The following is a 25940-nucleotide window of genomic DNA, read 5'->3' as shown; positions in this document are numbered from 1 at the left end:
CGGAATACCGCTCAGGCACTGCCAAAATCCTGCCGCAAATTGATTGCATACATCCAATCTTGACTTCCACAGTGTTGTGGAAAGATTCGTGGCGTGTGTGTGATGGAGTGGCAGTATGCCAGTGCAATGTGGCTTTCCGAGTTCGCGTATTTCCCGCCCTTGCCGTCGGGCCCTGCGTTCGGGCATCTCCTCCTTGGCCCTGCTTGCCGGCCTTGTGCTGGCGAACGGCCCCGCCCATGCCGCCTGCGGACCGATCACAGACGGCGATGACACAATCACCTGTGATCAGCCGGGCCAGCTTCTGCCCTTTGCCGGCAACGATACCGTCACCGTCAATGCCGGCTTCAACGGGAGCATCGTGGGCGACTATCGGTATCCCAAACCGCTGCCGGAAATTGGCTATGGCAATGACCACATCACGGTGAACGCCGGGGCCATGATCACCCAATACATCAACGGTGACGCCTTTGTCTGGACGCCCGGTATCGGCCCTTTGGGCAATGACACCATCATCTTCAACGAAGGCGCCCAGTTCACGCCGTCGCAGGTCTCGATCTTCAACGGCATCACCGGCGATCTGAACTATCTGCGCGACATCTCGAACATCTATCCCGGCCCCTCGCTGACCATCGCCCTGGGGAATGACACCATCCTGCTGAACGGCGGCACCATCAACGGTGACGTGGTCGGCGATGTCTGGTCCGCCGATCCCAGCTATGCGCCGTTCGTCACCGGCGGGAACGATACCATCGTCCTCGACGGTGCCAATATCGTCTATGCCTATGCAGGCTACAGCACCTCACGGGGGGAAATCCGTGGCGACTATGGCGATGACCTGATCGCGCTGCGCAAGGGCTCGGCCGTGGGCGTTCGGGGGGGCACCGGCAACGATACCATCACCCTCGGCGGCTCGGGGCTTGCAGGCGCGGACATCGGCAAGTTCATCGAGGGCAATGAGGGCGACGATCTCATCACCCTGACAAGCGGCACCGTCGGCGGCCCGGTCAGCGGCGATGCCGGCAATGACACGCTGGTCCTGAATGGCGCAACCATCGGTGGCCTGATGGGCGGCGATGGCGACGATACCGCCACCTGGTCCTCGGGCCTGCTGACGGAATTCGACGGCGGCAATGGTTCGGATCTGCTGACCGTCACGGCCGCGACCTGGGACGGCAGCCAGACCCTGAGCGGCGGTGATGACGTTCTGGCGGACGACGGCTATATCGACACGCTCACCCTGTCTGGCCTGACCGTCACCGCCAACGGGTCGTCCTTGCCCGATTGGGAACGGCTGGTGCTGGCCGATGCCACCACGCTTACCCTTGCCGGCCCGGGCGCCGAGGTTGGCAGTGGCCCCGCCACGGGTGGCCCTCTGGGCATGTTCGTGCAGGGTGGCACCACGCTTGGTTTTGCGGAATCTGCCTTCACCCTGACGGGCGATCTTGCAAATGCCGGAACCGTTGTCCTTGGCAACGGAAGCGCGGGCGATACGCTGACCGTCACTGCGGGTTACGCGGGCAACGGCGGCACCGTTACGCTTGACACCGTTCTGGGCAATGATGCGTCGGCCACCGACATTCTGGTGGTTGGCGGGGCAACCTCGGGCACGACCACGCTGGTTGTCAACAATATCGGCGGCACCGGGGCAGCCACGACAACGGGCATCCTGGTTGTCCAGACGAAAGATTTCACCGGCAGCTTCGTCTTGCAGGGCGGGTCTGTGTCGGCAGGTGACTTCACCTATACGCTCGCTCAGGGCAGCGAGGGCTGGTATCTGGTCGCCAAAGCTGCGGTTGTTGAACCGCCCGCGCCCGGCAGCATCCATGAAGCGCTTCCTGCGGCCCTGCTGGCCCGCCTTCCGACGCTGGAACAGCGGGTGGGGCAGCGGCAGTGGCTTGGGCGCGACAGCTCCCGCGTGGGCGTGGTCGACCCTGCGCGCGGGGCCTGGATGCGGGTCTGGGGCGACAAGTCGGAAATCCGGCCGGAAAGCTCGACCAGCGGCATCGCTGCCGATCGCCACGACTGGGGCCTGCAACTGGGGTATGACCACCCGCTGGAACATGGCGATGCCGGCCAGTGGGTGCTTGGCATCACGCTGCAGGCAGGACATTCCTCGACCGATGTCACCACCGCCAAGGGCACCGGCACCATCAAGGCCGATGGCCTGGGTCTGGGCGTGACCGGCACCTGGTATGGCGACAACGGGCTTTACGTTGACCTTCAGGGCCAGGTGAACCGCCTCAAGACCGATGTCACCTTCGACGGCGCGACGCTGCTTGACGGCAAGAGCCTGACCGCAACCGCGGTGGGGGCCGAAATCGGCTGGCGCAAGGCGATCAGCGCGAATTCGGCGCTGGTGCCGCAGGCACAACTGACCTGGTCGCATATCTCGGGCGGCAGCTTCACCGACGATCAGGGCACGCTGATCGATCTGGGGCACAATGACCAGTTGATCGGCCGCATCGGCGTGGCCTGGGAATACGAGTATTCGGAAGGATGGCTGTTCGGCGACCGTGCCACCTCGTCCGAGGTGAACCACCGTGAAAAGGTCTATGTGATCGGCAACCTGCTGCACAACTTCTCGGGCGACACCACGGTCACGGTGGACGGGGTGGCGCTGACCCAGACCAACGCGGCGACCTGGGCCGAAATCGGCGTCGGCGGCTCCTATCTCTGGGATGGGAACAAGACCGTCTATACGGAGATGTCCTATCGCCGCGCCATTGACGGCGGCGACGCCGAAGGTCTTGCAGCAACCGTCGGCTTCCGCGTCCAGTTCTGATGCAATAGCCTGACCCCGGTCCCATCGCAGGGCCGGGGCGCAACCTGAAAGGTCAGGCAGATGTTCAAGAAGAAATCCCTTGCCGCGGCCGTTGCGGCAGCAATCCTTGCTGCCGTGGGTGCGGCGCAGGCGGAAGGCGTGGCCGCCGACATGACAACCGAAACTTTCGGTGACTGGATGGTGCGCTGTGTGCCCGCCGCCACGGCCGATGCCCCGCGCCTGTGCGAGATGACGCAGGAGTTGAACGAAAGCAAATCAGGCAAGCGCGTGCTGGCCATTGGCCTGACACGGCAACCCGATGGCAGCGCGGCGGCCACCATCGTCGCACCGCTGGGGCTGAAACTTTCGGCCGGGCTGGCGCTCAAGGGCGATGGCGATCTGTCGGTTGGGGCCGCGTTTGATACCTGCCTGCCGGCGGGCTGCATCCTGCGCCCGGCCCTGGATGCGGCGACGGTGGCCGCGATCGGCGCCTCGCAGAAGCTGACGGCCTCAATGACCGCACCGGATGGTAAAACGCTTGAGGTTGCCTTGTCGCCAGCGGGCTTCACCGATGCCTGGGCCAGACTGGCCCTGCCAGCCCCCTGAGATACCCCCCCCAAACACGGCAATCCGCGCGATGAGACGGGGGTCTTACCTGAAAGGGGCGGCATCCGGGGATGACGGTCAGCGACAAGGGCGATCAGACGGCCTTCGGCCAGTCAAGCCCGGTGCGCTGCATGACCCGTTCGCAATAGACCTGGATCTTCGGCGCGATGCAGGGTTCGCTGACAACCGCAAGGGTCCGCAACATCGGAAACAGAAGGATGTCGTCCAGAAACGGACCATCCCCGTCAGGCAGGATCGGCGCCAGAGTTTCAAAGCCTTGTTGCAGATCATCCACCAGCCGGCCGGTTTGCAGGCGCAGCGCCGCCATGGGCCCGTGGCGCGCCTCCTTGGCGGCGACGAAAGCCGCCCGGGCGGCAGGGGTCTGGAACTCAGGATAACGCGGATCGGCGGCGCGGGGCAGGACAAGTCCATAGATCGTGGATTTCCACGCCGTGATCCAGTCCACGACCTGCGGCCGGGGCGGCTGCCGGAACAGCCGTTCCCCACCCATTTCATCCAGTTTCCGAAGTATATCAAGGCTTTCCGACATGACCTCTGCCCCATCCTGCAGGATGGGCAGCATCTTGCGCCCGATCAGCCGCCTGGGCGTCTCTGCATCGTCATAGGGCACATGAACCAGGTCCAGCGGCCACCCCTTCATCCGCGCGCCCATGACGACACGGATGCAGTATGGGCAGTGCTCATAAAGATAGAGCCGCATCCCTTTGGCACCCGGTTCAGGCGTTCACATCAACCACGACCCGGCCCTGCACCTCTCCCTTCAGGATCGCCGCGCCAAGCGCCGGAAGATCCGACAGCGCGGCAGGCCGGATCATCCAGGCCAGCAGATCCAGCGGCAGATCGCGGGCAATCCGGGCCCAGGCGTCGATGCGGCGTTCGGTCGGGCACATCACGCTGTCGATCCCCAGAAGATTGACGCCGCGCAGAAGGAAGGGGATCACCGTCGCCGGAAGCGCCGGGCCGCCCGCAAGCCCGACCGCCGCGACAGAGGCGCAATAGCGCATCTGCCCCAGAACCCGCGCCAGCATCGCGCCGCCAACCGCATCCACGCAACCGGCCCAGGTTTCTGCTTCCAGCGGGCGCTTGACGGTTTCAGACAGGTCTGCACGCGGCACGATGCGCTGCGCCCCAAGCGCGGTCAGGTAACCGACCCCCACAAATGGGATGAGGTGATGCGGCTCAACCTGACATCCTGCTATCTGATGTCGCGTCTGGCCGTTCGCCAGATGCGGCATCACCAGCGCGGCGGGGCGCTGGTGCATGTGTCCAGCGTATCGGGGTTCCGGGGTTTGCCCCGGGCCCATGCCTATTGCGCGGCCAAGGCCGGGATGATCAACCTGTCCAACGCCATGAGCTGCGCCTATGTCGGAGAGGGCATCCGTTCAAACGTCGTGGCCCCCGGATATATCGCGACCGGCATGGTGGGCGGCCTGCTGGACGGTTTCAACGACCCCGCCACAGCGCAGGCCATGTCGCCGATGCGACGCCCCGGCAGGCCGGAGGAAATCGCGAATGCGTGCCTGTTCCTTGCTTCGGACGAGGCCAGCTATTGCAGCGGCTCGGTCCTGGTGGTGGATGGTGGCATGACGGCAACGCAGGGATAGCAGGCAGGGCGGCCGCAGGACAGGCCCGCGCGCGGTCGCCACTCTCGCAGGATCAGCCGCTTGCAGCCGGGCCGGATTGCGGCCAATTGCAGCGGCATCCGGGGCTGGCTTGACAACCTGAACGCAACGGGCGCATCACCGCCCGGCTGGTGCCTGTCTTCGTGACAGGTGAAAAGGGAATGTGTCCGTGGCCGCCAGGCCCAGAACACAGCCGCCCCCGCGACCGTGACCGGACAGGTCACCCACCGCCACTGGCCCGACCGGCCGGGAAGGCAGGGTACCGCCAGGGGTAAGCCCCCCTGAGATCCGCAAGCCGGGAGACCTGCCAGCGCCGAACGACGCTGACCGGACGGGGTGTTCCGGTGTCGGGTCTGGCCGTGGCTGCACCCGCCCTTCCACCTTGTCCCTGAACATGAGGGACGACATGCCGCCTGAAACTCTTTCGCCGGTTCCGGGACTTTGGCCATGACGGCTTGGCCCGGGGGGCTGGTGATCGCGGCCCCGAATTCGGGCGCAGGCAAGACAACCGTGACGCTGGGCCTGTTGCGGGCCTTGCGCGATCGGGGGCTTGTCGTGCAGCCCTTCAAGAACGGTCCCGATTACATCGACACCGCCTTTCACGGCCTGGCAGCCGGACGGCCGTCCTTCAACCTTGATTCCTGGGCGATGGACCAAAGCCTGATGGATGCGGTCCGGCATCAGGCCGATGGCGCCGATCTGGTGATCGCCGAAGGCTCTATGGGTCTTTACGACGGCACCTCGAAGCCCGGGCGCCGCGGCCGCGGCTCATCCGCCGAAATGGCCCGGATTTGCGGTTGGCCTGTAGTTCTGGCGCTGAACGTCGAAGGCCAGGCACAATCGGCAGCGGCGGTTGCGCTGGGGTTCGCCCGCCACCCCGATGCGCCGCCGCTGGCGGGCGTGATCCTGAACAACGTCGCCGGTGCCCGGCATGAGGTGATGGTCCGCGAAGAGATGGCGCGACTGGACATTCCCGTGCTGGCCGCCCTGCCCCGCCGCAGCGATCTCAGCCTGCCGGAACGTCACCTTGGCCTGGTGCAGGCAGACGAACATCCCCGGCTTGAGGCGCTGATCGCCCGGCTGGGGGCCTTCGTGCGTGACCATGCCGATCTGGCCGCGCTGATCGGTGCCGCCCGATCAGCCGGCCCGCCCCCGGCCGGGGCCTGGCCCCTGCCGCCGGCGCAGCGCATCGCGCTGGCGCGCGACGTGGCGTTCTCTTTCGTCTACCGCCATCTGCTGGAAGGCTGGCGCCGGGCGGGGGCCGAAGTGCTGCCGTTCTCGCCTCTCGACGATCAGGCCCCCGATCCCTCGGCCGATCTGGTCTGGTTGCCCGGAGGGTACCCCGAGTTGCACGCCGGGCGGCTGGCGGCGGCCGAAACCTTCCTGTCCGGCCTGCGCCGCCATGCGCAGACCAAACCCGTCCATGGCGAATGTGGCGGCTACATGGTTCTGGGCGAGGCGCTGGTGGATGCCTCGGGGACCAGTCACCGGATGGCGGGCCTTCTGGGGCTGGTTACCAGCTACCAGGTCCGCCGCCTGCACCTTGGCTACCGCCGCGCCACGCTGGTGGCCCCGATGCCGGGCCATGCCCCCGGCACCGCGCTGCGGGGGCATGAGTTCCACTATTCCTCGATCCTGGCCCAGCCCGACGCGCCGCTGGCACGGGCCACCGATGCCTCGGGAAACCCGGTGCAGGAAACCGGCAGCACGCGGGGCCATGTCTCGGGCAGCTTCTTCCACCTGATCGCCACCGAAGGCGCCGCCACATGACCGCCCCCCTGCCGCCCGACGATGCCCCGCCGCCGCTGCCCAAGATCGAGGTGCCCCTGCTGGACCCGCCGCCGCCGCGACGGGGCCGCGCGCTGATGATCCAGGGCACCAGTTCGGACGTGGGCAAAAGCCTGCTGGTGGCGGGCCTGTGCCGCGCCTATGCCCGGCGCGGGCTGAAGGTGGCGCCGTTCAAGGCGCAGAACATGTCGAACAACGCCGCCGTCACGGCCGACAGCGACCTGTCGCCCGATGCCGACGGAACGCCCCGGCGCGGCGAAATCGGCCGGGCGCAGGCCTTGCAGGCACGGGCAGCGGGGCTGGCGCCCTCGATCCACATGAACCCGGTGTTGCTGAAACCGCAGGCGATGGTCGGCTCTCAGGTGGTGCTGCGGGGGCGCGCGCTGGGGAACTGGCCGGCGCGGCATTACCACGGGCTGAAACCGCTGCTGCTGCCCGCCGTGCTGGACAGCTATCGGCGGGTGGCGGCCGAAGCCGATCTGGTGCTGGTCGAAGGCGCCGGATCGGGCACCGAAACCCATCTGCGGCGATCCGACATCGCCAACATGCTGTTCGCCGGGGCCGCCGACCTGCCGGTGGTGCTGCTGACCGACAATGACCGCGGCGGCGCCATGGCGGCGGTGGTCGGAAGCTGGCTGCTGCACACGCCCGCAGAACGCGCGCGCATCCGGGGGTTTCTGGTCAACAAGTTCCGGGGCCAGTTTGCGCTTTACGAACCGGCCTGCCGCACCATGACAAATGTCACCGGCTGGCCCTTTCTGGGTGCCGCGCGCTGGTTTGATGCGGCGGCGTTGCTGCCGGCCGAAGATGCGCTGGCGCTGGAACGGCCGGGCCGCAGCGCGGGCGGGGGGCTGGTCATCGCCGTGCCGCAAATCGACCGGGTGGCGAATTTCGACGACCTTGATCCGCTGTCAGCCGAGCCGGGGGTGGACCTGCGCTGGGTGAAACCCGGCCAGCCGATCCCGGCCAATGCGGATGTGGTGCTGCTGCCCGGGTCGAAGACCACGCGGTCGGCGCTTGAGGCGCTGCGCAAACAGGGCTGGGACATCGACATCCTGGCCCATCACCGCAGGGGCGGCCGCGTGGTGGGCATTTGTGCCGGCTTCCAGATTCTGGGCCGCGTGGTACGCGACCCCGAGGGGCTGGAAGGACCGGCCGGCGAAACCGCCGGCCTGGGGTTGCTTGAGGTGGAAACGACCATAACCCGCGACAAGAAGCTGGTTGAGGTCGCGGCGACCGATGCGCGATCAGGCACCCGCGTCACCGGATATGAGATGCACATGGGCCGCACCACCGGCGCAGGGCTGGACCGGCCCTGGCTGCGGCTGGATGGCGTGCCCGAGGGCGCCATATCGGCGGATGGGCGGGTGATGGGCGGCTATATCCACGGCATCTTCGGCGCCGACGGCTATCGCCGGCACTGGCTGGCCGCGATGGGCGGGCGGGCATCCGGACTTGACCATGAGGCGCAAGTGGACCGCACACTGGACGCTTTGGCCGACCAGTTGGAAGCCGATCTGGACCTTGATGCCCTTCTGGCCCTGGCGCGATGACCGGGCGGCGGCTGATGGTGCTGGGCACCGGCTCGGACGTGGGGAAAAGCCTGCTGGTGGCGGGACTGGCCCGTGCCTTTTCCCGCCGTGGCCTGAGCGTGGCGCCGTTCAAGGCACAGAACATGTCGAACAATGCGGCCGTCACGGCGGACGGCGGCGAGATCGGCCGCGCGCAGGCCCTGCATGCGCGGGCGGCGGGACTGGCGCCAGTGTCAGACATGAACCCGGTGCTTCTGAAACCGGAAACCGATGTCGAGGCGCAGGTGGTGGTGCAGGGCCGGGTTCTGGGCCGCTATTCGGCCGCGGCCTATCAGCGGCTGAAGCCCGGGCTTCTGCCCGCCGTCTGCGCCAGCCTGTCCCGCCTGGCCGACCGTCACGATCTGGTGCTGATCGAGGGCGCGGGCAGCGGGGCCGAGCGCTATCTGCGGGCGCAGGACATTTCCAACATGGGTCTGGCCGAAACGGCCGATCTGCCGGTGGTTCTTCTGGGCGATGATTCACGCGGCGGGGTAACGGCGGCGGCAATCGGGCATCACCGCCTGTGGACGGCTTCGGAACGCGCCCGCTGCAAGGGCTTGATCGTCAACAAGTTCCGCGGCGATCCGGGTGTGTTCGCCCCCGCCGCCCGTGACATACGGAATGAAACCGGCTGGCCCGTGCTGGGCCTTCTGCGCTGGTCGCAGACCGCGCGCAGCCTGCCCGAAGAAGATTCCCTGGGCCATGGTCGCCAGACGGGTTCGGGGCGCGGGCTGGTGATTGCCGTGCCGGAACTGCCCCGGCTGGCCAATGCCGATGACATTGATCCGCTGGCGGCAGAGCCGGGGGTAGACCTGCGCTGGGTCCGGCCCGGTCGGCCGATCCCCGGCGATACGGATGTGGTGCTGCTTCTGGGGTCCAAGACCACCCGCGCGGCACTTGCAAGCCTGCGAGCCGAGGGTTGGGACATCGACATCGCCGCCCATCTGCGCCGGGGCGGCCGGGTGGCGGGCCTTTGCGCCGGGTTCCAGATGCTGGGGCGGCGCGTCGCCGACCCGGACGGGATCGAGGGCCCGGCGGGCGAGACCGCGGGCCTGGGGCTGCTGGAGGTGGACACGGTTCTGACCGCCGACAAGCGGCTGGTGCAGATCGAGGCAACCGATGCCCTGACCGGAACGGCCCTGCGGGGATACGAGATGCACATGGGCCGGACCAGCGGCGAAGGCCTGTCGCGCCCCTGGCTGCGACCGAACGGCCGGGCCGAAGGCGCGGTCTCGCCCGATGGCAAGGTGATGGGCTGCTATCTCCATGGCCTGTTCGCGGCGGATGGCTTTCGCGGCCAGTGGCTGACCGCCATGGGGGGCACCGTCCCCGCGCAGGATCAGGCGGCCCGGCTGGACCGGGCGCTGGACACCCTTGCCAGTGAAATCGAGGCCGATCTCGACCTTGACGCGCTGCTGTCCCTGGCGCGGTGACCCGCTGCCCGGCCCCGGCCTGCGCCGCGTGAAACCGGCCTTCCGGCTTGCCGACGGGCAGCGGTGGCGGGTGTCATTTTCGGAGAAAGCGATCAAGGCCTTGCAACTGCTGGGCTTCCGGCAATGATACGGGAACCGGGCACCTGGGGGTCCGGCACCAATCTCTCGACAGGGGCGTAATGCGATGCTGACTCAGGCAGGGGTAACCGAGGGCCGTGCGCCCTTTGGCGAATATCAGACCTGGTATCGCATTACCGGCGACATGGCGTCCGGGCGCACGCCCCTGATCGTTGTCCACGGCGGCCCGGGCTGCACCTGGGATTATGTCGAAAGTTTTGCCGCCCTGGCCGGGGCCGGCCGCGCGGTGATTCATTACGATCAGATCGGGAACGGAAACTCGACCCGGTTGCCGGACAAGGGCGCGGATTTCTGGACGGTCGACCTGTTCCTTGCGGAACTGCGGAACCTGATCGCCCATCTTGGCATCGAAGGTGGCTACCATCTTCTGGGGCAGTCCTGGGGCGGGATGCTGGGCGCGGAACACGCCGTCACCCGTCCGGCGGGGCTCAGGGCGCTGGTTCTGGCGGACAGCCCCGCGTCCATGCCGGTCTGGATCACGGAAACCGCCCGGCTGCGCAACGCCCTGCCCGCAGAAACCCGCGCGGTGCTTGATCTGCATGAGGCGGCGGGAACCACCGACCATCCGGATTATGAAGCCGCAACAAAGGTGTTCAACGCGCGCCATGTGTGCAGGCTGAACCCCGCGCCCGATGGGGTGCAGCGCACCAACCGCGCCATGGCCGCCGATTCCCATGTGTACAACCTGATGATCGGCCCGAACGAGTTTCACATCACGGGCACGCTGAAAGACTGGGACATCAGCGACCGTCTTTCACGGATCACTGTGCCGGTCCTGCTGATCTCGGGCGCCTTTGACGAGGCCACGCCCGCCACGATACAGCCCTTTGCCGACAACATCGAAGATGTTCGATGGCATATCTTTCCAAACTCCAGCCATATGCCGCATGTTGAGGAGTTTGACGACTGCATGAAAAAGGTTGGAGCGTTTCTGGCCGAATGTGATGCAGGTACCGAGTGTGTTCAGAGCTTTGCCACGGTTCGGGCCGGGCAATAACCACAGCGGCAAAGACCGCAATCTCATCCTGAGGGAGTCCCTAGAAATGTGTGAAACACGGTCTCTGATGACCAGGCTGCGTGGCCATATCCTGTGTGGCGCGGCGGCACTGGCGCTTGGCACCGCCTTCCAGCCGGCCTTTGCGGATGACGGCCACTATGGCGGCACGCTGAAGCTGCTCGGCGTTTCGTCCGAAGGCACGCTCGACCCTCAGATCAACTATACGGCGCGCTACTGGCCGCTGTTCATCTGGACGCATGACGGCCTGATGGCGTTCAAAAAGGTCAATGGCCCGGAAAGCGCAGAAGTGGTGCCGGATCTGGCCGAGGACATGCCGGTGCTGTCGAATGACGGCAAGACCTACACGTTCAAGCTGCGCCAGGGGATCAAGTTCTCGAATGGCAAGGATCTGACCGTGGACGACGTGGTTGCGTCCTTCCAGCGGATCTTCAAGATTTCCAGCCCGACCTCTGGCAGCTTCTACAATGGCATTGTCGGCGCGGACAAATGCCTTGCCGAAGCCGCCACCTGCACGCTGGAAGGCGGCATTGTGGCCGATGCCGCAACGAACACCATCACCATCAACCTCGTCGCCCCGGATGCGGAATTCCTGTACAAACTTGCCGTGCCGCACGCCTCGATCGTGCCTGCCGACACGGTGATGAAGGATGCCGGCAATGAGCCGATCCCCGGCACCGGCAGCTACATGTTCGAAAGCTATGACCCGAACGCCTCGCTCATCATGGTGCGCAATCCGCATTTCCAGGAATGGAGCAAGGAAGCCCAGCCCAAGGGCTATGTCGACCGGATCGAATACACCTTCGGTGGCACCGAAGAGGCTGCGGTCAATGCGATCCTGAACGGCCAGGCAGACTGGATGTATGAGCCGGTCCCGACCGACCGTCTGGCCGAACTCAGCGTCTCGAACCCCGATCAGTTGCGCGTCTCGCCGCTGGTGGCGTGGTGGTATGCGCCGATGAACGTGAACATCGCGCCGTTCAACAGCCTTGAGGCGCGCCAGGCGCTGAACTACGCCGTTGACCGCGATGCGCTGGTCTCGATCTTCGGCGGCCCGGCACTGGCCACCCCGGTCTGCACCATCCTGCCGCCCGACATGCCCGGCCATGTTGACCGCTGCGACTACACCGCCGATCCGGGCGAGCTTTGGTCCGCCCCCGACATGGACAAGGCACTGGCGCTGGTCGAGGCTTCCGGCACCAAGGGGCAGAAAGTCACCGTCGTGACCGATGATTCCGTCACCTCGCGCGGTGTTGGCACCTATCTGCAGACCGTACTCAGCGATCTCGGCTATGACGCGACCGTTCAGTCGATCTCGGGCGACATCCAGTTCACCTATATCCAGAACACCAACAACAATGTTCAGATCTCGGTGACGCAATGGTATCAGGATTACCCTGCCCCCTCGAACTTCCTGAATGTCCTGTTCGGCTGTGACAGCTTCACGCCCGGTTCTGACAGCTCGGTGAACATGTCGGGCATCTGCGACAAGGGCCTTGATGACCGCATGAAGGCGGCGATGGTTCTGGGTTCGACCGACCCGGAAGCCGCGCTGAAGGAATGGGGCGACATCGACTATGACATGATGAAGCTGGCCCCCGCTGTCCCGATGTTCACGCCGAAGGACGTTGACCTGATCTCGACCCGCGTCGGCAATTACGAGTTCACGAGCCAGTTCCACTGGCTGGTCGGCACGGCCTGGGTTCAGTGATCTGACGTGATGACGCCTGACTCTGACAACAGCGCTCTCTCCCCGGTGGTTCCCGCCGGGGAGGAGACGGGCGCGCGGCGCGGCCCCTGGAAGCGTGTCTTCCAGGGGCTGATCGCCAGCCCGACCGCAATGATTTCCGCAGGGCTTCTGATGCTGATCGTGGTCGCAACGCTGCTTGCGCCCGTCTATGCGAAACATGTCGCGGGAACAGACCCGTTCCGGTCCGGGCTGTCGGCAAAGATCAAGATCGACGGCAAGCCCACCCCCGTGATGCAGCAGTCAACCGAAGGGCTTGGCCTGGGCGTCACGCCGATCGGCCCGACCTGGGGGCCGCAATACATGCTGGGCGCCGATGGCCAGGGCCGCGATGTGGCGGCCAGGATGCTGTATGGTGGCCGCAATTCGCTGCTGATCGCCGGGGCGTCCACGCTGATCTGCCTGTTCTGCGCCGCGATCATCGGCATCGCCGCCGGCTATTCGGGCGGCATGGTGGATGGTGTCCTGTCCAACCTGATCGACATGATCTGGGCCTTCCCGGTCTATCTTCTGGCGATCTCGCTCTCGATCGTGATGATCGGCAAGAGCTTCGCGCTTGGGCCGTTCGAAATATCATCGGGCAGTCTGATCGTGCCGATCCTGATCATCGGCCTCGTCTATGTGCCTTATGTTGCGCGGCCCATCCGCGGGCGCGTCATGGCAATCAACCAGTCCGAATTCGTCATGGCGGCACGGGGTCTTGGCATCCGCCGCTGGAAGATCCTGCTGCGCCATATCCTGCCCAATGTCTCGACCACGCTGATCGTGTTCGCGCCCATGCTGATGGCACTGAACATCGTGACAGAAAGCTCGCTTTCGTTCCTGTCGGTCGGTGTGCAACCGCCGAATGCCAGTTGGGGAACAATTCTCCAGGACGGGCAGACGCTGCTTTACTCCCGCCCCTGGGTGTCACTGGCGCCAGGCCTTGCCATCATGGTGACGGTGCTTTTGCTGAACCTGTTCGGGGATGTGTTGCGCGACGTGCTTGACCCGAAATCGGCACGGGGGCGCTGAAATGCTGGCAGCCATCCTTTCGCGGCTTTTGCGCATGGTCGTGGTGATGTTCGGGATCTCGGTCATCACCTTCCTGATCTTCTTTGCAACGCCCTCTTCCGACCCGGCCGCCCGCATCGCGGGCAAGAACGCCGCCCAGGAAACCATCGAGGCGGTCAGGAAGGACTTTGGTCTCGACCGCCCGCTTTACGTTCAATACGGGCTGATGATGCAGCGGCTGTTCATCAGCCAGGACCTGACCTCTTTCGCCAATCGCGGCCAGAAGATCATCCCGACCGTGATGGCCGCCGCCCCTGCCACGCTGTCGCTGGTCTCTGGCGCCGCCGTCCTGTGGATGCTGGGCGGTATCCTGACCGGCATCACCGCGGCGGCCTTTCGCGGGCGCTGGCCCGACAAGATCCTGATGGGTCTTTCGATGATGGCGGTCGCGATGCCGGTCTTCTGGGTGGGCGAGATGGTGAACCTTGTCACGCAGAACCGGCTGCATGACACCTGGGCCTTTTCCTGGGTGCCGGCGCTTGGCTATACGCCCTTCTCGCAAGACCCCGGCCTCTGGTTCCGCTCGATGGTCTTTCCGTGGCTGACGCTCGCCTTCCTTTACATCGGGCTGTATGGCCGGATGCTGAGGACCGGCATCATCGAGACCTATCAGGAAGATTTCATCCGCACCGCCCGCGCCAAGGGGCTGACCGGCCGCAAGGTGCTGCTGAAACACGCCACCCGTTCGGCCATCATCCCCATCGTCATCATGTTCGGAATGGATTTCGGCGTGCTGGTCGGCGGCGCGGCCGTGCTGACCGAGGTGGTCTTCGGCATCAACGGGGTCGGACGGCTCACCTATCAGGCGCTTAAGGTGCTTGATCTGCCGATGATCATGGCGACCGTGCTCTACGCCTCGTTCTTCGTGGTGATCGCCAATGCCGTGGTTGACCTTCTTTGCCTGCTGATCGACCCAAGGATGCGCCGCGCATGAAAGAACCTGCTGAAATGACCGCGCCGATCCTGAAGATCGAAAACCTGTCGGTCGCATTCCTTGGCGCGCGCAATAGCTGGAACCGCGTGATCGAGGGGCTTTCCTTCGACATCCGCCCGGGCGAGACGGTGGCGCTGGTCGGTGAATCCGGCTCTGGCAAAAGCGTGACCTCGCTTTCGGTCATGGGCCTTCTTGACCCGGCAACCAGCAAGGTCGAAGGCCGCATCCAACTGGCCGGGCATGAGGTGCTGAACCTCGATGAGGCGGGCAAGATCCGCCACATTCGCGGCCAGGCGGCGGCCATGATCTTTCAGGAGCCGATGACCTCTCTGCATCCGATCTATCGGGTCGGCGATCAGATCACCGAGGCGCTGACCTCGCATCGCGATCTGCCGAAGGCCGAAGCCCGCAAACAGGCGATTGCCCTGCTGGAGCGCGTCCGCATCCCCAATGCGGCGCGGCGGATGGAGGATTATCCCCATGCGTTTTCGGGGGGGATGCGCCAGCGCGTGATGATCGCCATGGCGCTGGCCTCGCGCCCGAAGCTGCTGATCGCCGATGAGCCGACCACGGCGCTTGATGTGACGGTGCAGGGCGAAATCCTTGATCTGCTGAAAGATATTCAGGCCGAATACGGCATGGCGATGCTGTTCATCACGCACGACATGGGGGTCGTGGCGGAAATGGCGGATCGCACCGTCGTCATGCTGCGCGGCCGCACGGTCGAACAGGGGCCGACGGCCGAGATCTTCGCCCATCCGCGCGAACCCTATACCAAGGCATTGCTGGCCTCGGTCCCGGTGCTGGGCAGCATGAAGGGCAAGCCCGCGCCCCTGCGCTTCCCGCTGGTCGACATGAAAACCGGCGTCGCCGGAGAGGCGCTGCCCTTGCAAAGCAGCCCCGACCTTTCGAAGCCGATTCTTGAGGTGCGCAATCTGGTGACGCGCTTCGATGTGCGGGGCGGCCTGCTGAACCGGCGCGTGGCGCGGGTTCATGCCGTCGAGAATGTCTCGTTCCGCATTTTTCCAGGCGAGACCCTCTCGCTGGTCGGCGAATCCGGTTGCGGCAAATCGACGACAGGGAAGTCGATCATCCGGCTTACCGACCACGCGACCGGCTCGGTCGCGATGGCGGGGGATGAGCTGTTCACCCTGCGCCCCGAAGCGTTGCGCCTGAAGCGGCGCGAGATCCAGATGATCCCGCAAGACCCGCTGGCAAGCATGAACCCCAGGATGACCGTGGGGGATGCGCTGGTCGAGCCGTTCACCGAACACCGGATGGGAACGGTCCCCCAGGCGCGCGAAAAGGCCGCAAGGCTGATGGAACAGGTCGGCCTGACCCGCGACATGCTGGAGCGCTATCCGCACGAATTTTCCGGCGGTCAGCGCCAGCGCGTCTGCATCGCACGGGCGCTGATGCTTGACCCGAAGCTGATCATCGCCGACGAATCCGTTTCGGCGCTGGATGTCTCGGTCAAGGCGCAGGTGGTGAACCTGCTTCTCGACATCCAGGACCGGCTTGGCATCGCGTTCCTCTTCATCAGCCATGACATCGCCGTGGTAGAACGTGTCAGCCACCGGATTGCGGTGATGTATATGGGCGAAATCGTCGAGATCGGCCCGCGCGCGGAAATCCTGGAACGCCCGCGCCACGCCTATACGCGCCAGTTGATCGGCGCGGTCACGGTGCCGGACCCGGGCCGCCGCCACCTGCGCCGCAACCAGCAGATCAAGGAACTGAAAACACCGATCCGCCCGCTGGATTTCAGACCGCCGGCGCGGCATTACGAAGAGGTGGCGCCCGGCCATCTGGTGATGGTCGAGGCGTAAGGAAAAGGGCGGCCTTTCGGGCCGCCCTTTTGTTTCAACCGCGGAACTTCGCCGCCGCGCCAGAGGTGATCCATTCCTCAAGAAGCTGGACGCCAAAGCCCGCCCCGCCCGCGCGGGCATGAAGGCGATCCTGGTCGATCAGCTCTTTTCCGGCAATATCAAGATGCACATAGGGCACGCCTTCCGCGAAGGTCTTCAGGAAGGCTGCCGCCACCGGGGCATCCCCATCTTCCAGATCGCGGCCATGCTGGCGCAGATCGGCAATCGGCGAGATCAGGTTTTCCTCATAGGCCGGGTCCAGCGGCAGGCGCCAGAAGCGCTCGCCCGTTGCCTCGCCCGCGGCAAGCAGGCCATTGGCCAGCTCGTCATGGGTGGCGAAAAGGCCGGCAAAGGCATGGCCAAGGCCGCGCATCACCGAATAGGTCAGCGTGGCAAGATCGACGATGGCTTTCGGCTGGAACCGGGTTGCCGTGTAATGCAGCACATCGGCCAGCACCATCCGGCCCTCACAATCGGTGTCAAAGACCTCGACCGTGCGACCCGACATGGTGGTGACAATGTCGCCCGGCTTGTAGGAACTGCCCGAAAGCATGTTCTCTGCCACGCCCAGCACGCCGACGACATGCACCGCCGCCTTCTGCCGCGCCAGCGCCAGCATCGCGCCGATGACCGCCGCCGCTCCGCCCATGTCCCCCTTCATGGTGAACATCTGCGGCCCGGTCTTGATGCAAAGCCCGCCCGCGTCAAAGCACATGCCCTTGCCAACCAGCGCCAGGGGCTGGCCTTCCGCCCCCTTGTAACGCAGCACAATCACCCTGGGGCCCCGCGCCGACCCGTTCCCCACGGCCAGGATCGCCCCCATGCCAAGGCGTTCCAGTTCCGCCTTGTCCAGCACCTCGACCGCAATCCCGGCCGCCTGCAGCGGCTCAAGATAATCGGCAAAGTTGTCCGGGTTCAGATGGCTTGCCGGATAGTTCACCAGCGTCCTGGCCAGCGCGACACCGTCAGCCACCGCCTCACTGCGGACAAGCGGCTTGGCCTCGGCCTCATCATGTTCCAGCGTCAGGGTCAGGTCGAACGCCTTCTCCGTTCGGGCCATCAGGGCAAAGCGATAATTCCTGAGCCGCATCCCCAGCAGGATCTGGGCAAGAAGGTCATTCCCCGCCAGCGCGGCACCCGCCGAGGTTTCGAACAGAACCAGCGCCGTCTGTTCCCCTTCGTTTTCCAGATGCCGGGCCAGCGACGACCCCGCCCTGCTGGCCGAAAGCGCCGTCAACGCCGCCGGGTCCCCCAGATCCAGCACAACCACGCGGCGTGCCTTCAGCCCCACCGGGGCCAGAATATCAATACAGTCGCCCGACTTGCCGCTGAACCGCGGTGCCGACGCCGCCCGACCGGCGGCCCCGCCGATGGCATGATCCACGGCCCGGGCCTTCGGACCGAAACCACCATGCCCTGCCCTGAAAATCACCACCGCACCGTCAGTTTCCCAAGCGGTCGCCGCACTCGAACGAATGGAATGAGTTGAGATAGCCATCGAGCGATTCCATGATTTGATCATTTCCCACCGTTCTAGATTGCCCGTCCCGCGGTGAATAGAGCCGGTTCGGAAAATCTGAACAGCCAGACCAAGCCGCCCCCACGCCACAGAGGAGACGGCCATACCCGGCCCACCTCCCCCTCTGCGCCGCCCCCGGGTGGGGGCGACTGCGGCGACCACGGCAATCTGCATCGCCTGTTCCTGGTTTCGATCCGCGCCCCCGGGTGGGGGCGACGCGCGGTTCTATGAGCGGAACCCAGATGTCATGCGGTTTCGATCCGCGCCCCCGGGTGGGGGCGACCGGCACGAAGGCAGGCCATGATCGCCGCCTTGGTGTTTCGATCCGCGCCCCCGGGTGGGGGCGACAACTGCCCAATGCCTGTTCCAGCACCGCGTCAGCAGTTTCGATCCGCGCCCCCGGGTGGGGGCGACCCCTGATCGCTCTGGCTGGATGCGTCTCCACCGAGGTTTCGATCCGCGCCCCCGGGTGGGGGCGACATGGCCGTATCCGACTATTCGACCACGCCAAGTGCGTTTCGATCCGCGCCCCCGGGTGGGGGCGACGGCAGGACGGAGGGCGAGACGTTTTTAGCGGTGCCGTTTCGATCCGCGCCCCCGGGTGGGGGCGACACTCCATGCCGGCGGCATTCATGTCGCCCACCCACGTTTCGATCCGCGCCCCCGGGTGGGGGCGACCTTACAGGGCCGATCCACACGTTATCGACGTGGTCGTTTCGATCCGCGCCCCCGGGTGGGGGCGACGCTTCGGCTTCCGCCGCCGCTCTGGTGCGTGCCTGTTTCGATCCGCGCCCCCGGGTGGGGGCGACGTCCCGCAGGTCTGCGGCGATGCGTTCGATCAGCTTGTTTCGATCCGCGCCCCCGGGTGGGGGCGACCCTACCTCCACATCAACGTCAAGCGATGCGCGGCTGTTTCGATCCGCGCCCCCGGGTGGGGGCGACGATTTGCGCAGCGCACCGGCCCCGAGGTTGAACGTGTTTCGATCCGCGCCCCCGGGTGGGGGCGACTTGTTTGGTATTTTCGCGTTGTGAGCGGCGGCGTGGTTTCGATCCGCGCCCCCGGGTGGGGGCGACCTCCATTTCGCTCACCGATTTCTACAATGCGCAGTTTCGATCCGCGCCCCCGGGTGGGGGCGACTTACGCTCCGCGGTTGTGCCCCGGCTTCAAAGTCCGTTTCGATCCGCGCCCCCGGGTGGGGGCGACCAAGCATATTTCAACTTGACGTTTCGTAACGTGTTGTTTCGATCCGCGCCCCCGGGTGGGGGCGACCCCGCCGCCTCAAGGAGGTCAACTCCCAGAAGGAGTTTCGATCCGCGCCCCCGGGTGGGGGCGACCCTTCAAGGACGAGTGGACGTGGCTGACCGGAAAGTTTCGATCCGCGCCCCCGGGTGGGGGCGACGCGGATGCGCGAAGGCGGAGGCCAACCGGACGAGGTTTCGATCCGCGCCCCCGGGTGGGGGCGACTGCAGGGCGATCACCGTTTGCACGGCGGCATTGAGTTTCGATCCGCGCCCCCGGGTGGGGGCGACGTCCTGATCCTGATCCAATTTCGCTCGACCCAAGGTTTCGATCCGCGCCCCCGGGTGGGGGCGACGCTCAGCGTGGACGCCAGATCGGCCTCGATCTTGGTTTCGATCCGCGCCCCCGGGTGGGGGCGACAGGGCAGCGTCACCCTCTCGCTGGCCTTGAAGATGTTTCGATCCGCGCCCCCGGGTGGGGGCGACCCACGCGCCCCTCTTGGCCATATCCTGCGGCAGGCGTTTCGATCCGCGCCCCCGGGTGGGGGCGACCTGCTGGCCCCGCACGGGCCGAAGGGGGCCGCATGTTTCGATCCGCGCCCCCGGGTGGGGGCGACCGCGCGGCAGCCCGAAACTGCCGCTGCGCCGGCGTGTTTCGATCCGCGCCCCCGGGTGGGGGCGACGCTGGCGGATGGCGAAAGCCGCGAGGCCGCAGAATGTTTCGATCCGCGCCCCCGGGTGGGGGCGACTTCGGGAAGCAGGGTTCCCTTTCCGTCGATCTTGAGTTTCGATCCGCGCCCCCGGGTGGGGGCGACTGTGGGGGTATATCTGGCGGAGGACAAAAAGGAAATCGGGCCTTGGCCGCGAATGCCGGGCGGTTCTGGTTCCGCCCGGGTGTTTTCCGGCGCAGGCGGCAGGAATGTTTCACGATTTCAAAGAGCTGGAAAGGGTGCGAACCTCGGCGGGGAAGGCGCCATGCTGCAGGTTCGCAGAGGAGGTCAGAGGATCAGCGGGCCGTTCAGGTCTTTCGCGGGTTTCGCGCCCACATGTTCGATGCGGCGTTCCCAGTTGGCGCCAAGATAGTAGTAGCGCAGGCTGTCATGGGCGGGGTCGATCAGCCCCTCCAGCCGCGCCTTGAGCCGGGTCCATTGCGCCGGGTCAACCTCAACCTCGAAGACCGAGAACTGGACGCGCTGGCCGTAATCCTCGCAGGCCTGGGCGATCTTGCGAAGGCGTTTCCTGCCGCCCGCTTCCAGCGTGTTCACATCATAGGTCACAAGGACGAGCATGTCAGGTCCAGAACCATGGCGGATAGGCATCCATGTCGCCGCGCAGGTGGCGGGCCAGAAGCTGCGCCTGAAGATGCGGCACCAGCCCCAGCGGGGCCTTTTCGTCCAGGAAGGCATGTTGGCGCTCTTCTCGCTTGCGCTCTTGCCAGGCGGTCAGCACCTTCTTGCGCCCTTCGTCCGTCAGAAGCACGGCGCCGCTTTCGGTCTGCCGGAAATCCCCGGCCCGCAACTGGCGCCGGTTGACAAGCGACAGCGCCAGCCGGTCGGCCAGAGGCGCACGCAGCTCTTCCATCAGATCCAGCGCCAGCGAGGGGCGGCCGGGGCGATCCCGGTGCAGAAAGCCCACGGCCGGGTCGAGGCCGACACTTTCACAGGCTGACCGGCAGTCATGTGTGAGCATGGTATACAGAAACGACAGCAGCGCATTCATCGCATCCAGCGGCGGGCGGCGCGACCGGCCGGTCCAGCGCAAGGCAGCGTCGGGGCTGCGGATCAGGCGGTCGAAGACGGCAAAGTAAAGGTTCGCGGCCTCGCCCTCTGATCCGCGCAACTGGTCGGTTGTCCTGTCGGAAAGCTGCACCCGGCGCAGGATCTGGGCCATGCGTTCGGTGGCCTCCTCCAGCCCCGGGCCGGCTTCGTGGTCACGGATCGCCCGGCGCAGGACAGCGCGCTGATTGGCGATCTTGGCCAGAACGAAAGACCGCACGATGTCGGCGCCACGGTCATTCCCGGTTTCCGCCAGCCGGTACTGCGCGCGGCGCAGCAGAACATTGCCCTGGGCTGGGCCTTCGACGCGGGCCTGAAAGCGGCCGGAACGATCAAGAAGGACAAGCGTGATGCCGCGCTCGGCACAGGCGCCGATCAGCGCAGGCGTGACAAGAACCGGGCCGAACGCCACAACCGAAGCCAGCATGTGCAGGGGAACGCGGGATTTCTCGGCGCCGTCGATCATGGCAACCAGGTTTTCGCCATCCTTGTGCAGCGCGGCCCCTTCCGAGGTGACATAGGCGGTGTTCAGCAGCTTTTTCATGGGTCCGTATCCTCAAGCGCCCTTGCAACCGCCCGGTCACGCCAGGCGCGGGCGGGGCGGCCACAGGCTTCGGGGCGGCAGAGGTCAAGCAGGGAACAGGCCCGGCAGCGGGATTTCTGCAGCGTGGGCGGCGGGGTTTCCTCGGCGGCAAAGACGCGGGCCAGATCGACAACGGCAGCTTCCGTCAGGGCACGAAGGTCTGCATCGAAGGGAACGATGACCCGCCGCCGCGTCTCGGCGTAGAACAGCGCGCCCTCGGGAACGGGACGGCCGGTCATCTCTTCCAGACACAGCGCCTGCGCACAGAGCTGCGCCTCGTCGGCGCGGTGCAGCTTGGGCTTGCCGCGCTTGTATTCCACCGGAAAGGCCGTTCCGTCGGGGCCGAACTCAACCAGATCGGCCACGCCCGACAGGTTCAGCCGCGCCGATCCGAGGGGCAGCGACAAGACCCGCCGCGCCCCTTTGATGCGCCGGGAGCCGCCCTTGTCGGCCACCGTATGCAGCACATCCCCTTCCGCCGTGAAGCGGTTTTCGGCCCAAAGCCGCTCCAGATGGATCAGCGCCGCCTGCCGTAGGCAATAGACAGCGTGCTGGATGGCCGAAAGGGGGATGGGTTCCATCTACACCAGGTCCAGAATCTCCACCCCCTCCGGCAGGCCTTCACGGTCGATCTCGATCACATAGTCCGAGAACCGCCGGGCCGGCGCCAGGTTGCCCAAGCCCCTGTCATCCAGCGCGCGCCACTCCCCTTCGACATTGCGGCCGATGCGGACCCGGTCAAACAGCTTGTGGGCCGGGGCGTTGCCCAGTGCGTTCTGGTGGCGGAAGACAATCAGGCGGCGGGTGGTCATCTCGCCCCGCGCGGCAGACCGATCATGCTCGAACATCGAGGTCAGGGCTTCGAACAGCAGGGCAAGATCATCTTCCGAAAACCCGGTCTTTTCCGCAAACTTCGCCGAAACGAAGCCATGGGCAAGGTAAAGGCCGTAGGGAACAATATGCTTGCGCCCCATGGTGCGATTGTCGCTGCGCTGGTCGTCCCCGCCTTCAGCGGCTTTCTTCTTTTCGGCCTCATTGGTGGCGGCCATACGGGTGACGGTGATTTCGACCGGCATGATCGGTTCAACCGAGGTGGCAAAGGTCATCTGCACCGGCCCCTTGACCTGGCCACAGTTGATGCCGGTGGACATGACGGCGCCGAAGGTGCGCACATCGAAGAAGTTGGCGCACATCCAGTCGCGCAGTTTCAGCGCCTCGGCGTCGTCCTTGGGGTTGAGCTTGGCATCCTTGGCCGCCTTCGTGTCATCGGGGCGCAGCGCAACATAGGCCTTGCGATGCATCTCGTTCAGGATGGCGCCTTCCTGAACATAGATGTGGTGCCCCGCCTCGCCCGTGCGGGCAAGGTCAACATAGTTGCGGATCTTGCGCTTGAGGCTGACATCGCTGACGAGACCGTGGTTGGTCTCCGGGTCAAGCCGCGGCATGTTGCCGGCGTCCGGGTCGCCATTGGGGTTGCCATTGGTCACATCGAAGATCAGCGCAAAATCGTGGCGGCGGGAAAGGGGGGTCATGGGGCTGTCCTTTTCGGCAAATCCATAGGGGAAATCGGGCGGTCAGGCGCTGGCGTCCGTCACGGGGGAACCCTCGGGGTCGGCCTCGTCGCGCTTGCGGAAGAAATCGCTGCGCTGGTGGTAATACCCGATGCCGAACAGCGCCTGTTCCGCCGCCGAAAGCGATGACGGGATCGGGTCGTTCCCCGGCTCCATCAGATCGGTGATCGAGGTCAGCAGCTTTTCAAGGTTCACCGCCCGTCCCGCCGACAGTTTGCGCAGCTTGGAAAAGTGGTTCTGCGATCCCGCATCCAGTGTGCGGAACACCTTCTGCGGCGTGGCCGAGGCCGCACCATAGAACTTGTCCTTGATCGTGGCGTTCACATGGCCGCCCAGCGCGGCGCGCTGAACCTCTTCATAGACGGCGAACAGGCGGCCAAGGATATAGCCCTTGTTCTGATTGGCAGGATCAAGCGCCACGGGGGCCTCCATGGAAAGGTTGCGTTTCAGGACAGATTTCAGGATGGCGGCGCGATAGGCATTCACCTCGCCGTCGGAGCGGACCCGCATCAGGGTGGTGGACAGCAGCGTCATCGGATAGCGGCTGCCGGTAAGGATGGCGCGCATCCATTCCCCGGCGATCAGGGGGGGCACGTTCTCGCGCTTGCCCTGCACGGCCAGTTCCACCAGATACCGCCAAAGCGGCGGCCAGCCGTCGCGGGGCGGCGGCTCCAGCGCCATGTCGGCCAGAAAGCGCTGATAATTCGCCACAAGCTGGCCAAAGGTGCTGTCCCAGTAGAACCGCACCGACAAGCGCGCGGCATTGGGCGCAAGGCCCAGAACATGGAACCGCGCGCCCGCAAGATCGGGCAGGATCTGCACCAGCGGCTTGCCCTCGCGGATCGCGCCCAGCTTTTCGCCAACCTTCTGCGCCAGGGTCGCCTCGGTTGCGGCAAGATCGTCCCGGGTTGGCGCGGTATCGAAAAAACCGGCGAACAGGCTTTCGGCCTCGGCGGCCGCGCTCTCCTCGGCCTCGGCCCAGAACACCGTCGAGGTGTCGCCGATCTGCAGGCGATGGTGCTTGTCCGACAGGAACAGGTTCAGCGCGGTCGTATAGGCGAAGGTCGCCGCCTCGGACACCGGGGCATTGTCGCCCTGTTCGTGGCCGTAAGATTCATAAGCATCCGAGTTGAATGAAACCAGGGCCGCCCCAGCAACCTGAGCGCCCCACACGCCCTTGATCGCCGCATGTGTTCGGGCAATCGGGGATCGTCTGCCTGTCAGCAGGCAGATGGCATCCGCAGAGCTTTTACCTTCAACAGCCTTCCAACGTTCCCCTTCTGAGGACCAAAGGGCGTGGAGTTCGGGAAGTTCATGCAGAAATACCTTCGCAGGATTGCCAGCGAGGGCGAAAACGACGCCTTCCGTCGGCGGCTTTGCCATGTCGAAGTAATCTGCAACGCAGCACGGATCCCAGGTTTCCAGAAAGCGGCAGAAAGCCCGCGCGTCAGGAAGTTGAAGGTCACGCAAGTATTCCAGATGCTTGGCTTTGAAGGCATCGAACCTGCAATCGTTCGGATCACCCAGCAAGCCCGCGCCTAGCGCGTAATTTATGTTATCCCAGGTGAAATTCGGCCTTGGCGTGCTTCCAGACCGTTTGGGCGCCGCCGGCACCTGCATGATCCGCGGACTGCGCTTCTTGTCCGTTCCGCGCAGGTCGGCAACCTCGGCAACCGTGCCATCCGGGTTCAGGATCACGCAGAAACCGATCTTCTCTGAAGAATAGCCGTAGGGCGGCGCGTGCGGCAGGCGGTCATAGGCGGCGGCAAGGGCCGAAAGCAGGCTCATTGCCGGATCTCCGGACTGCCGGGCTGGGGCACCTCCATCACACCATCGCGCAGGCTGGCGCGGAACAGCAGTGACGGGCGCCCCGGTTTGGCGTGGTCGATGTCCCACAGCATGAACCCCAGATCGCGGGGGGTGCCAAAGCCAAGCTCGGGGGTTTCCGCCTCGGGGTTGCGCGGGGGAAGGGGCGCGCCGGGGGCGATCAGCGCGAAATCGGCGGCGAATTCGCGGGTGCCCAGGCAGGGCTGATGAAAGCACTGCCCCCGGGCCGCCCGGCGGTTGAAGATGTCCAGATGCTTGCCTTCGCTGTCATCGGCATCCGCGCGCGGGGTCAGCACGAAATGCGCCTCGATCACATAGGCCGGCGCCACCAGCACGGTCGACGCACGCTGCTGGCGGTCTTCATCGACCAGAAGCTGCACCCCGCCAAGATCACCCCGGTTCATCGCCTGCCTGATCTTGCCCGCCGGGGCCTTGTGGCCCACCTCATTCCTGCGGATCGACTGGAACCGGATCGGCTCCAGCACATGGATGCGGTCAATCACCCAGCGGATGGCGGGCTTCCAGTGGATAGCCTCCAGAACTCCCCGCGCGGCCGAGGGCGGCATGACATCATAAGATGCCCGCTCCACCTTGAGTTCCGGGCGCGTGAACAGCGCATGGCGCCCCCGGACGTGCAATCTTATGCCATAGGACATGAAATCCCCCACACCACAAATGCCACCAAGAGGCGATTAAAATCTTTTATACTTTTCCATAAGGCGAATTGCCTGACAAATTCTTTTTCGCGAAATATGAAGCAAATGATTTTCAGAAGGCCTTGGCCTGACGCAATCAACTCAGCCGGCCTTGTCTTGGCATCAGCCCTGCGCGGATGGAAACTTTGCCAAGGCGGTCGCGGCACCTTGGGG

At 65.5% G+C, this 25940-nt stretch carries 19 protein-coding genes, 1 pseudogene, 1 CRISPR repeat array and 1 riboswitch; of the genes and pseudogenes, 11 read left to right on the top strand and 9 right to left on the bottom strand.

Going from position 1 to position 25940, the window contains the following annotated elements; genetic code table 11:
• The first annotated feature begins 193 nt into the window (after positions 1-193).
• Both B6K69_RS12340 and B6K69_RS12335 read left to right on the top strand, forming a co-directional pair.
• Complete coding sequence (locus B6K69_RS12340; RefSeq protein WP_164681955.1) at positions 194-2782, top strand: autotransporter family protein; 2589 nt, start codon at positions 194-196, stop codon at positions 2780-2782.
• 60 nt (positions 2783-2842) lie between these two features.
• Positions 2843-3367 (top strand): invasion associated locus B family protein, encoded by a 525-nt coding sequence (locus B6K69_RS12335; protein WP_108643992.1) that lies wholly within the window; start codon positions 2843-2845, stop codon positions 3365-3367.
• Positions 3368-3461: 94 nt separating this feature from the next.
• Here B6K69_RS12335 and grxB read toward each other — a convergent pair whose 3' ends face one another.
• A complete protein-coding gene (grxB, locus tag B6K69_RS12330) occupies positions 3462-4088 on the bottom strand; it encodes a glutaredoxin 2 (RefSeq protein ID WP_108643991.1) in 627 nt (208 codons plus the stop codon).
• A 16-nt stretch (positions 4089-4104) separates the two neighbouring features.
• Positions 4105-4533, bottom strand: a pseudogene (locus B6K69_RS12325) (MDR/zinc-dependent alcohol dehydrogenase-like family protein); the annotation flags it as partial.
• Between the two features lie 27 nt (positions 4534-4560).
• On the opposite strand from B6K69_RS12325, the gene B6K69_RS12320 reads away from it, so the two are divergent.
• The 9 genes from B6K69_RS12320 (at position 4561) to B6K69_RS12280 (ending at position 16518) form a co-directional block, all read left to right on the top strand.
• Positions 4561-4992: an SDR family NAD(P)-dependent oxidoreductase gene (locus B6K69_RS12320; protein ID WP_108643990.1), complete on the top strand. Its 432-nt coding sequence runs from the start codon at positions 4561-4563 to the stop codon at positions 4990-4992.
• 145 nt (positions 4993-5137) lie between these two features.
• Positions 5138-5322, top strand: a riboswitch (cobalamin riboswitch).
• A 135-nt stretch (positions 5323-5457) separates the two neighbouring features.
• Positions 5458-6780 carry a cobyrinate a,c-diamide synthase gene (locus B6K69_RS12315; protein ID WP_108643989.1) on the top strand — a complete coding sequence of 441 codons (1323 nt, stop codon included), beginning with the start codon at positions 5458-5460 and terminating at the stop codon, positions 6778-6780.
• The gene (locus B6K69_RS12310; RefSeq protein WP_108643988.1) at positions 6777-8351 is read left to right on the top strand and encodes a cobyric acid synthase; all 1575 of its coding nucleotides are present in this window, start codon (positions 6777-6779) and stop codon (positions 8349-8351) included. Before B6K69_RS12315 ends, B6K69_RS12310 begins: the two co-directional genes overlap by 4 nt.
• On the top strand, positions 8348-9802 hold the full coding sequence (locus B6K69_RS12305; RefSeq protein ID WP_108643987.1) for a cobyric acid synthase: 1455 nt from the start codon (positions 8348-8350) through the stop codon (positions 9800-9802). Before B6K69_RS12310 ends, B6K69_RS12305 begins: the two co-directional genes overlap by 4 nt.
• Before the next feature lie 184 nt (positions 9803-9986).
• The gene (locus B6K69_RS12300; RefSeq protein WP_108643986.1) at positions 9987-10937 is read left to right on the top strand and encodes a proline iminopeptidase-family hydrolase; all 951 of its coding nucleotides are present in this window, start codon (positions 9987-9989) and stop codon (positions 10935-10937) included.
• A gap of 67 nt (positions 10938-11004) precedes the next feature.
• Positions 11005-12666 carry an ABC transporter substrate-binding protein gene (locus B6K69_RS12295; RefSeq protein ID WP_228156723.1) on the top strand — a complete coding sequence of 554 codons (1662 nt, stop codon included), beginning with the start codon at positions 11005-11007 and terminating at the stop codon, positions 12664-12666.
• 9 nt (positions 12667-12675) lie between these two features.
• Positions 12676-13716, top strand: a complete 1041-nt coding sequence (locus tag B6K69_RS12290) for an ABC transporter permease (RefSeq protein ID WP_107673140.1) — start codon at positions 12676-12678, stop codon at positions 13714-13716.
• A gap of 1 nt (position 13717) precedes the next feature.
• Positions 13718-14689, top strand: a complete 972-nt coding sequence (locus B6K69_RS12285; RefSeq protein WP_107673139.1) for an ABC transporter permease — start codon at positions 13718-13720, stop codon at positions 14687-14689.
• Positions 14686-16518: an ABC transporter ATP-binding protein gene (locus B6K69_RS12280; protein WP_164681954.1), complete on the top strand. Its 1833-nt coding sequence runs from the start codon at positions 14686-14688 to the stop codon at positions 16516-16518. Before B6K69_RS12285 ends, B6K69_RS12280 begins: the two co-directional genes overlap by 4 nt.
• Positions 16519-16552: 34 nt before the next feature.
• On the opposite strand, the gene B6K69_RS12275 is transcribed toward B6K69_RS12280, so the two are convergent.
• From B6K69_RS12275 to cas5c, 7 genes are all read right to left on the bottom strand, one after another.
• The gene (locus B6K69_RS12275) at positions 16553-18055 is read right to left on the bottom strand and encodes a leucyl aminopeptidase (RefSeq protein ID WP_108644916.1); all 1503 of its coding nucleotides are present in this window, start codon (positions 18053-18055) and stop codon (positions 16553-16555) included.
• Between the two features lie 207 nt (positions 18056-18262).
• Positions 18263-20130: direct repeats of the CRISPR family, unit length 31 nt; unit sequence GTTTCGATCCGCGCCCCCGGGTGGGGGCGAC.
• Positions 20131-20313: 183 nt separating this feature from the next.
• The gene (gene cas2 / locus B6K69_RS12270) at positions 20314-20604 is read right to left on the bottom strand and encodes a CRISPR-associated endonuclease Cas2 (RefSeq protein WP_108643985.1); all 291 of its coding nucleotides are present in this window, start codon (positions 20602-20604) and stop codon (positions 20314-20316) included.
• 1 nt (position 20605) lies between these two features.
• Entirely contained in the window at positions 20606-21634 is a 1029-nt protein-coding gene (cas1c, locus tag B6K69_RS12265; RefSeq protein ID WP_108643984.1) for a type I-C CRISPR-associated endonuclease Cas1c, read from the bottom strand.
• Complete coding sequence (gene cas4 / locus B6K69_RS12260; protein WP_108643983.1) at positions 21631-22254, bottom strand: CRISPR-associated protein Cas4; 624 nt, start codon at positions 22252-22254, stop codon at positions 21631-21633. The genes cas1c and cas4 overlap by 4 nt, the downstream gene beginning before the upstream one ends.
• On the bottom strand, positions 22255-23205 hold the full coding sequence (cas7c, locus tag B6K69_RS12255) for a type I-C CRISPR-associated protein Cas7/Csd2 (RefSeq protein WP_108643982.1): 951 nt from the start codon (positions 23203-23205) through the stop codon (positions 22255-22257).
• 42 nt (positions 23206-23247) lie between these two features.
• Complete coding sequence (gene cas8c, locus B6K69_RS12250) at positions 23248-25032, bottom strand: type I-C CRISPR-associated protein Cas8c/Csd1 (protein ID WP_108643981.1); 1785 nt, start codon at positions 25030-25032, stop codon at positions 23248-23250.
• Positions 25029-25727 (bottom strand): type I-C CRISPR-associated protein Cas5c, encoded by a 699-nt coding sequence (gene cas5c, locus B6K69_RS12245; RefSeq protein ID WP_108643980.1) that lies wholly within the window; start codon positions 25725-25727, stop codon positions 25029-25031. The genes cas8c and cas5c overlap by 4 nt, the downstream gene beginning before the upstream one ends.
• Positions 25728-25940: the final 213 nt, after the last annotated feature.

Source organism: Pseudogemmobacter blasticus (genome assembly GCF_003071405.1).
Classification (GTDB): Bacteria; Pseudomonadota; Alphaproteobacteria; order Rhodobacterales; family Rhodobacteraceae; genus Pseudogemmobacter; species Pseudogemmobacter blasticus.
This window is presented reverse-complemented; position numbering and strand designations above follow the sequence as displayed.